The sequence below is a fragment of the Methylobacter psychrophilus genome, from assembly GCF_025583945.1.
Taxonomy (GTDB): Bacteria; Pseudomonadota; Gammaproteobacteria; order Methylococcales; family Methylomonadaceae; genus Methylobacter_C; species Methylobacter_C psychrophilus.
This window is the reverse complement of sequence record NZ_JAOEGU010000089.1, coordinates 1-7,605: the sequence shown is the minus strand read 5'-3', so window position 1 is coordinate 7,605 and position 7,605 is coordinate 1. Positions and strand designations below refer to the sequence as shown.

At 45.2% G+C, this 7,605-nt stretch carries 11 protein-coding genes and 1 tRNA gene; 9 read left to right on the top strand and 3 right to left on the bottom strand.

The features are described from left to right. A partial coding sequence (locus N7974_RS19700; protein ID WP_262967245.1) for a helix-turn-helix domain-containing protein occupies positions 1 to 574 on the bottom strand: 574 nt, incomplete at its 3' end. A gap of 805 nt (positions 575 to 1,379) precedes the next feature. Here N7974_RS19700 and N7974_RS19695 point away from each other — a divergent pair. Next, a complete protein-coding gene (locus N7974_RS19695) occupies positions 1,380 to 2,348 on the top strand; it encodes a hypothetical protein (protein WP_262967244.1) in 969 nt (322 codons plus the stop codon). A 370-nt stretch (positions 2,349 to 2,718) separates the two neighbouring features. Here N7974_RS19695 and N7974_RS19690 read toward each other — a convergent pair. Next, a tRNA-Met gene (locus N7974_RS19690) sits at positions 2,719 to 2,846 on the bottom strand. Between the two features lie 53 nt (positions 2,847 to 2,899). Next, on the bottom strand, positions 2,900 to 3,370 hold the full coding sequence (locus tag N7974_RS19685; RefSeq protein WP_262967243.1) for a hypothetical protein: 471 nt from the start codon (positions 3,368 to 3,370) through the stop codon (positions 2,900 to 2,902). A gap of 139 nt (positions 3,371 to 3,509) precedes the next feature. Here N7974_RS19685 and N7974_RS19680 point away from each other — a divergent pair, with 139 nt between their 5' ends. The 8 genes from N7974_RS19680 to N7974_RS19645 all read left to right on the top strand — a co-directional run. Then, entirely contained in the window at positions 3,510 to 3,728 is a 219-nt protein-coding gene (locus N7974_RS19680) for a hypothetical protein (RefSeq protein WP_262967242.1), read from the top strand. A 25-nt stretch (positions 3,729 to 3,753) separates the two neighbouring features. Then, the gene (locus N7974_RS19675; protein ID WP_262967241.1) at positions 3,754 to 4,821 is read left to right on the top strand and encodes a replication protein; all 1,068 of its coding nucleotides are present in this window, start codon (positions 3,754 to 3,756) and stop codon (positions 4,819 to 4,821) included. Between the two features lie 43 nt (positions 4,822 to 4,864). Beyond that, positions 4,865 to 5,197: a phage holin family protein gene (locus N7974_RS19670; protein ID WP_262967240.1), complete on the top strand. Its 333-nt coding sequence runs from the start codon at positions 4,865 to 4,867 to the stop codon at positions 5,195 to 5,197. Next, a complete protein-coding gene (locus N7974_RS19665; RefSeq protein ID WP_262967239.1) occupies positions 5,197 to 5,511 on the top strand; it encodes a hypothetical protein in 315 nt (104 codons plus the stop codon). Before N7974_RS19670 ends, N7974_RS19665 begins: the two co-directional genes overlap by 1 nt. Beyond that, entirely contained in the window at positions 5,508 to 5,714 is a 207-nt protein-coding gene (locus N7974_RS19660) for a hypothetical protein (RefSeq protein WP_262967238.1), read from the top strand. Before N7974_RS19665 ends, N7974_RS19660 begins: the two co-directional genes overlap by 4 nt. Then, a complete protein-coding gene (locus tag N7974_RS19655) occupies positions 5,714 to 6,244 on the top strand; it encodes a phospholipase D-like domain-containing protein (protein WP_262967237.1) in 531 nt (176 codons plus the stop codon). Before N7974_RS19660 ends, N7974_RS19655 begins: the two co-directional genes overlap by 1 nt. Beyond that, positions 6,232 to 7,194, top strand: coding sequence for a hypothetical protein (locus N7974_RS19650; RefSeq protein WP_262967236.1), 963 nt, complete (start codon positions 6,232 to 6,234; stop codon positions 7,192 to 7,194). Before N7974_RS19655 ends, N7974_RS19650 begins: the two co-directional genes overlap by 13 nt. Positions 7,195 to 7,354: 160 nt before the next feature. Continuing rightward, positions 7,355 to 7,605, top strand: a 251-nt coding sequence (locus N7974_RS19645; RefSeq protein WP_262967235.1) for a hypothetical protein, incomplete at its 3' end; no start/stop codon positions are given.

Below are 7,605 nucleotides of genomic sequence, written 5' to 3'. Positions count from 1 at the left end.
CATCAATCTTTTGCTCGCCGATTTTTTTATGTAAATCCTTGAGAAAATGTAATTTCGCAATAATTAAATCGGCGATTTTTTGCGTTTGCGGCTCAATATACAGATCAATGTCGCCTCCCTTGGCATCCCCCATGCCCAGCTCTTGAGCTTGGGCAGCCAAGTCATCGAGAGCTTTGAGTCGTGCTTCATCAATTCGTTGCTTATATTCGAACACATCCTTAGCCAAAACGCGTCGATGCGTACCCACTTTTCTAAATGGAATTTTGCCCTGCTCCAACAAATAAACTAAATGTGGCCGACTTACATTTAACAATTCTGCCGTTTCCTGAGTAGACAATTCTGCATGTATTGGCATAACCGTTATGGCATTGCCTTTGGACATTTCCGTCAACATGGTGAGCAACAAATTTATAGCATAGCCCGGTAACATTAAATCTTCTGATTCATTATTATTACTGGCTATTTTTAAATGAAGCCTTTCGTTATGGGCATATTTTGATAAAGCGCGGCTGGTTATTTTAGCTTCTTCTGCTTCTTGCGCGGTGGGCAAATGAACCACATTAGATAACGTCACACTGCTTACTCCAAATTATTATTAATTACCTGACACAAGATAAACGAAAATTACAACTCAACTTTTGCAGCGTTCCATTACCCTATCTCAAAAACAAATTAAACATGTATGTACCTTGTCAATTATCGGCTACCCGCCTAAGCCGGGACAAGCCACAAGACTTAACCGCATAAGCCCTAAACTTATCGAAGGGTCGTTCATAGCTCAACAGACTCACCACGTAAGGCGACGCCGTCAGACCGACAAGGATGCAGGTATCCAGTGCCAGGGAGGGTAATTTTACGATAACATTACCGCATGATTTAGGGTCTATGACAAACTACAGATTCACATCCCTATGACTTGATTCCGGCATCTCTGCGGGAATGACGGACTTTTTAGCACTTAGCGAATCATTTGGCTGCTCAGTATCCCGTCTCAATTTGTAACCATTTTATGTTAATGCTAAATATCTGAAAGGGAATCTTGGAAAATACGATAAGAAATAATCTCGATACCATAAAATGGATTTAACGTTAATAAATCATCATCACCCGTCACTAAATAATCGGCATGCCCCGAAACCAATAAATCCAGAACCAACTAGTGTTCTGGCTTCTATTCAGCTCTTAATTCACATTTAAGATTAACTCCGTTGCGGAGCTGTCGATCATTAAATCTCTCATTTTAAACTGCCAACAAAGACACCCTAATGACGCCTTATCACATCTTAATGCATCAGGAAGCCTACAAAAAAGCCGAAGCCTATCGTATTGAACTTGCCTTCATTCCGTCATCGCCAGCAGGTTGCTATCTGTAGCGAGAATTGCAAGGCAAGAATATAGTAAGCCTCAGTACTGAAACCTTCATTGAACATCTCGTCGCAACCAAGCCACCACTAATTTTCGCAGAAAGTGCCGTTTACGGTGATGGCAAGGACTGGAATCAAACTGAACTTTCGATACTTGGTGATATTGGCGTGGCTACCCGCGTAATAGTTTATGACGATAGCAAACACTTCAAACCCAAAGTGCATACGACACCGTTTTCGGCAACGCTGCTTTACATTCCAGGTGCTTTATTGAGAAATGGTACCGGCAATGTGCCTGCCGACTGGCACGAAATCATACGGGATGATCAGATTGATCAAGCCTCTTATCAGGCACTTTACGAGCGGCGACTATTGCCATTATTTATATACGCCAACGATAAAGCTAAATCCGAAGGTAAAAAGGCGCTGATCACTATTCCCGGGCTGGGTTGCGGCCAGTTTACGGGGCCATTTATCGGTAAGATGGGTGGGTATCTCAAGGAGGCTATTACATTCTTGCTTGAGAAATATGCAACGTACCTTCCAAATATAAAAGCGGTGTACTACGACCCCTTCAACGAAGGTCAGAATGAACGTATTGAATTCGCCGCATTATCATTATTCGTCAGGCCACTGATGCAAGGTAATCAAGATAAGCCGCAACTTTGTGAGCTAACCCGTTACGCAGAGGATGGTGATGATTACAGTGACTGCCTGCTTTACAGTGTCGTGGCCTGGGATAATGTCTCCTGGCCCGGCAATGATTTTTATGGTGGTGCCCGTGCTACTGACGATGGCGTAAAAGCCGCTGCGACCAACTCCATGGCATCCCTAACCGGCATTCAAGGTGAATATAACGCGACCAGTAATACCTACGATCCACCAAGCAAATACCAAAATTGGGCAGCGGTCGTCCGGCAAAATAATCTCAGAATCACAGTGCAGAATAACTTGAGTGTTTTTCCTGTTGATGGTGGTGAGTAATTGAAGAAGCTCTCGGTATCTATATCTTAAATTAAGCGTATAGCCAAATTATCCCTTCTCTCAAATCCTGTTGATATTTTAAAATGAAACTGTCCGTCCGGTAACGGTATCCATTTAGTCACTCTTTTACAGAAAAACATAACAACTAACTTACGCATGCTAAAACAGAAATCAATTAAGTTTGGATAATACTGGGGTTTTTTTGTGTCGCTAAAACAGAACCGCAAACAATACGGTTTTTTGTGCCTGAAATTCTGGCAAGTGTTGCGGTTTGTTATGATTTTTTATTTTCAAATGTCACGTGAGTGTCACGTGGAGAATTTCAGGCATAAAAAAAGGACTCGGTTAACACCTAAGTCCTTGTTTCTTATGGTGGCGATAGGTGGACTTGAACCACCGACCCCGGGGTTATGAATCCCGTGCTTATTTAACAAGAGCTTAAAAATCAATTACTTGTAAGGCTTGCCCGGCCATTATCCAGTTCATACATACCCTGCCCTACGTGGGTTGTCTCATGTAGTAGTTACAGATCTACTACATGATTCCAGGCATTAACCCTGTTTGTTTACCAAAAAGGCTACCGTGCCTTTGGGGTGTTTTTTACGGATTTGTTTTTTTGTAGAATCCACAAACGCTTGAGCGGTGTCACTAAGTACGGCCCTTTGGTCAGAGGGTAAGTTTTGCCATAAACGCGCAAATTCAATTGCTTCATTAGTTAAGCCCTCCTTGTCATTGGCCGCACCAGTCAATTCCTCATGGTTATCGTCTGTTTCGCCATATAACTCGGGATGCACATTATCAAGCCAACCTTTAGGCTTATTAAATGCAGTTTCTATTTCGCACGCGATCTTGTTACCAATATTTTTTATTGGGCTTTTACCGATCAAACTACTAATTTGTGATTGTGATTTACCGGTTTTTTCAGCAAAAGAATTAATGCCACCGACAGCAGTCGATAGATGCCGCGCATTTTTTCTTCTAATTTCTGTTATATCCATTATATCCATTTGTCCATTGTACATTAATTATTACCTTTAAGGGAATATCTGCAAAAGCGTAGAGCACTAAATTTTATTTACAATATTACTTTTTTGGTGATAATATCGCTGTATAAATTATTATCTTTATGGTAATATATGGCTTGTTTTATTAGGGGCTATTATGTTTAAAGAATATTTTTTAGGATTGACAAAAGAGGCGCGTGAAGACTACGCAAGCCGTGCGGGTACAACTGCATATTATATTCACACACATTTAATCAATCGGTACAAAATACCACGCAAAAAGTTGTTACAAGGCTTGGCCGAAGCGAGTAATGGGGCAATTACAGAAGAAGAACTTATTAAGTTCTTTTATCAGGGGAAAAAAGTAGCAGCATAATAAGCCATAAAGTCTATTTTTAACCATGTCAAATCCACAAACCGAAAACGGATACACCCGTATAGTAAACGAACTTCTTGAAGCACTTTATCGCTTTGAATTTAGTAAATGTGAATATCAGATCATATTGGCCATTATACGAAAAACTTACGGATATCATAAAAAAGCAGACAGCATAGGCAATACACAATTAGCGCAAATGACCGGTATTGAACGAAGTAATGTTGCGCGAACAATAAGATCCTTAATTGAAAAAAATATCCTGCTCCGTAACACTGACACATACACGCATACAGTCGGGATTAATAAACATTATGACGAATGGGATTTAATAGAAAAAAGCAGTAGCCAGGGCAAAAAATCAAAAAAAACTGTGGTCACTGGTGACCACAGTCTACAAGAAAGTATGGTCATCAGTGACCACAGTTTACCGGTAAGTATGATCATGGATGACCACACTTTAAAGACAAATACAGGTATAAATAATCCGGTTTTTGAGCAAAGTGTGGTCAAAAATGGGGATTTTTCAGAACAAAGTGTAGTCACCGGTGACACACCAAGTGTGGTCAAATTTAAGCGTTTTATTGCTAAAAGTGTGGTCACCCGTGACACATACAAAAGAAAAGTAAAAGAAAGTGAAAGAAAGACCACCACGACTACAGCTTTTGTTAATAACACCGCGCAAAAGAAAAACAGCAGTGGTGGTAGTGATGATTTTTCTGTGTCAGGAAAAAGCCAATTACCAGAAAACATAACGGAAGTATTGGTTTTTCCACGGCAATTAAGCGCTATTGAGCAGCAGGCCGCACGGCAACTTTTAGTTCCGTGCGGCGCACAAGCACAGGATGTACTGGATGTGTTGGCGGCAGCAATCGGGGCCGGTAGAGTGCAAACATCACCGCTTGCCTTGCTTGGAGGTTTGGTGCGGCGTTTAAATTCCGGTGCTTTCGACTCAACACCCGGGCTTAAAATAAAAATCGAACGGGAAAAAGTAAACAGATCACAGCAACCGGCAAAACCAAAAGCACCAATCGACCGAGAAAAAAACAAACAGAATATGGCAAATCTTAAAAGTAAAATGCAATTACGCTAAACAAAATCAGGGTTAACAAGAATTTTAAGCGGATTTTTTTAACATGCAACTCTCAACAGAAATAGCTTTGCCAGTGCTGACTTACCTGTGGGTTTGCGGGTTATCGTTGTTGTCAGGCATGGCCACCTACTGTAACCGGATCTGCAAGGGGGAAACGTTGGGCTCGCCGTATAGCAGTTTTTTTCTGGATATTTTTTATTGCCAGATGGCCGGCTTAATTACCTATTTTCTGGCGGTATCGGCAGGCACCGAGGGCTTTTTAACGGCGGCACTGGTGTCCACCGGGTCGCACATGGGCGCACGGCTGATTTTTGCGGTTGAATCCTTGGTCATGCATACCGTGCATTTACACGAACAAACCCGGGAGAAAGACTAATGGCCACCGTCAAAGGCCCGTTGTTTTCGGTCGCGGCCACCGGCAAATTTAACAATCTTCTGGAGTTTCGTACCGGCAGCGGTAAAACTACCGTGCATGGTATCCGTGCCTGTCCTGCCACCCGGTCACAGGCACAACAGGCACAAGCCTTGCGTTTTGCTCAGGCGGTTAGCGGCTGGCAAGCCTTGAGCACTGCCCAAAAAAACACCTGGAAAGCGGCAGCGGTTTATACCGGCCACAACGGTTATCAGCTGTACATTTCCGAATACCAGACCCAAAATATTAACCCGCCACAGCAACCGGTCGTGCCATGAAATTAAAAATTATCAAGCTACCAGAGCCAAGCCGTTGTCATTGGCGGCGTTTTCAGGCCGAATGGGATTTTGAGACCGCTTGTGGTCATTATTTTCAAACCGAAACCGGTAACGGCATGACCGATATCGGTTTTCAGTTTTGCCCGTTTTGTGGCCGCCAAATAACCGAGCAGGTGTTGGGCGCCGAACTGGAGTTCAGTTAATGCCACCGTTAAGCGCTTTTCAGGTTGCCGAGGCCAATATTCGCTTATTGTCCGGTGATGACTGGGCGCCGTGGTTCGTGCAGCAAGTCGATCAGGCGTTAACATCCATCCATTTGTCGATTTACATGATTTCCGATCATTGGCGTTCACCGGAGGTGGGCAAGTTAAATCTGGTCGATAGCCTGGTTAAGGCCGGTCTACGTGGCTTGACGTGTCGCTGCATCATCGATCAGCCGCACAACCTTAACCGCCGCATTCCCTTCAACACCAAGGCCGCGCGTAAACTACAGGCCGCCGGCTGGAAAATCCGCATCATGCCCACCGGTAAAACCCTGCACGAAAAAATCCTGTTGCTGGATAAACAACTGGTCGTTATCGGTTCGCACAACATCAGCAAAGCCAGTGCCATCAGTAATTTTGATACCTCACTGGCGGTTGATTCGGCGGCGTTGGCCGAACGGATTTACCGGCAATTTTGGCAGCGCTGGCGGGTCGCGGTGCCGTTTGTGGCGGATGTATGGCTACGGTAAGCCATCAACACATCCCGCCCAGTTTGTTGGCAGGTTACGGCGCGTTGTTAACAACGCCCGGCCAACATGCCGGGTTAACGCCGCGTATCGGCTTAAAAGCCAGTGCACGGCAAGCGCAAATACCAGCGGCCCTTGATCCTGCGTTAACACTACGCCGCGATGCCGCGCGTTGGTTGGTTCAGCAATGGCAACCCAATAACCCGAGTTTGTTTTATGCGCAGCGTCTGGCAGAAATCAGAAGTTATGATTTTAAACCTGCCTATTGGCATACCTTAACGCCAAGCCGTGATCGTACCGAATATGGCGAGCCTGAAATAAAAGCCTATGAGCGCCCGGTTAACGGGCTGTATGCCGATCCCTTACGCCTGCAAACCGATTGTGTTTACACAACCTGGTCAAAAACCTACCCAACGCCGGCAGGCGATGGCACGGTTTTACAACCGGCTCCCGGCTGGCAAGGTGAAGTGATTGGCGGCGTGTGGCGGGATTTATGGTTTGCGCAGCGACGCTTGACGTTTTTCTTACCGGTCATCGTCAGCAAAACCGACATGAGGCCGGTTTTGCTGGTTTTGGCCAGTCAGGTTAAAGCCGTCGCCAGTTTCCGGGTCAACACTGCCTGGTATGCACGGTGTTGCTGGCCGTATTTTTTCCGGGAACCGGCAGGCGAGCTTCAGCCCAAAAATTATTTAATCAGCAACTGGCAAAAAAGCGATATCTACCCGATGGCGTTGGCCAGTGAAACCGAACATAACTGGCAATGTACCCACAGCTTGCAGGTGCTGCGTAATCCGCGCCTGGGCGACACCTTCAAACAACCGATCCACTGCAACCGCTTAGGCGTGGTCATCACCACTCCGCCCGGTCGTGGCGTGTACTTTGCCCGCAATGATGCCGTAAAAGTCACTCATCACGAAACGGTAACGGTTTATGTTGGCAAGGCACCCGGTTAACACGCCTTACACAGTTCCCCTCTTTGGCAAAGAGGGGTTAGGGGAGATTTTTAAACCATCGGCAACCTTCCCTTCAAGGGCTGTTATCGGTTTAGTATTACAGAAAAATGAGTCAATTTAATGCACAATAACCGCAAGATCACCGAAGAAGACGGTAACAATGGTTAAAATCACCCGCCCGTTATTTAGCGATTCGGCCAAAGGCAACCTTGGCAATATCGGCGCGTTCCGCAGAGGACAAACCGGGCCACAATTTATCCCGTTAAGCGTACCAACCGACCGGAAAACCGCCAAACAGCTACGCCTGCGCGCCTGTTTTTCGGTGGCAAAAAAAGCCCATGCCGCACTGCCAAGCGGATCACGGCCCCGGTGGGGCATTTATTGGCGGCAATACTTACAGGAGCATCCGGG

Excerpts from the sequence above, each read along its gene's own strand:
- N7974_RS19660 (WP_262967238.1), top strand. The coding sequence starts at position 5,508 with ATGAAATTAAAAATTATCAAGCTACCAGAGCCAAGCCGTTGTCATTGG.
- N7974_RS19685 (WP_262967243.1), bottom strand. The coding sequence starts at position 3,370 with ATGTACAATGGACAAATGGATATAATGGATATAACAGAAATTAGAAGA.
- N7974_RS19675 (WP_262967241.1), top strand. The coding sequence starts at position 3,754 with ATGTCAAATCCACAAACCGAAAACGGATACACCCGTATAGTAAACGAA.
- N7974_RS19680 (WP_262967242.1), top strand. The coding sequence starts at position 3,510 with ATGTTTAAAGAATATTTTTTAGGATTGACAAAAGAGGCGCGTGAAGAC.
- N7974_RS19670 (WP_262967240.1), top strand. The coding sequence starts at position 4,865 with ATGCAACTCTCAACAGAAATAGCTTTGCCAGTGCTGACTTACCTGTGG.
- N7974_RS19650 (WP_262967236.1), top strand. The coding sequence starts at position 6,232 with ATGGCTACGGTAAGCCATCAACACATCCCGCCCAGTTTGTTGGCAGGT.
- N7974_RS19665 (WP_262967239.1), top strand. The coding sequence starts at position 5,197 with ATGGCCACCGTCAAAGGCCCGTTGTTTTCGGTCGCGGCCACCGGCAAA.
- N7974_RS19655 (WP_262967237.1), top strand. The coding sequence starts at position 5,714 with ATGCCACCGTTAAGCGCTTTTCAGGTTGCCGAGGCCAATATTCGCTTA.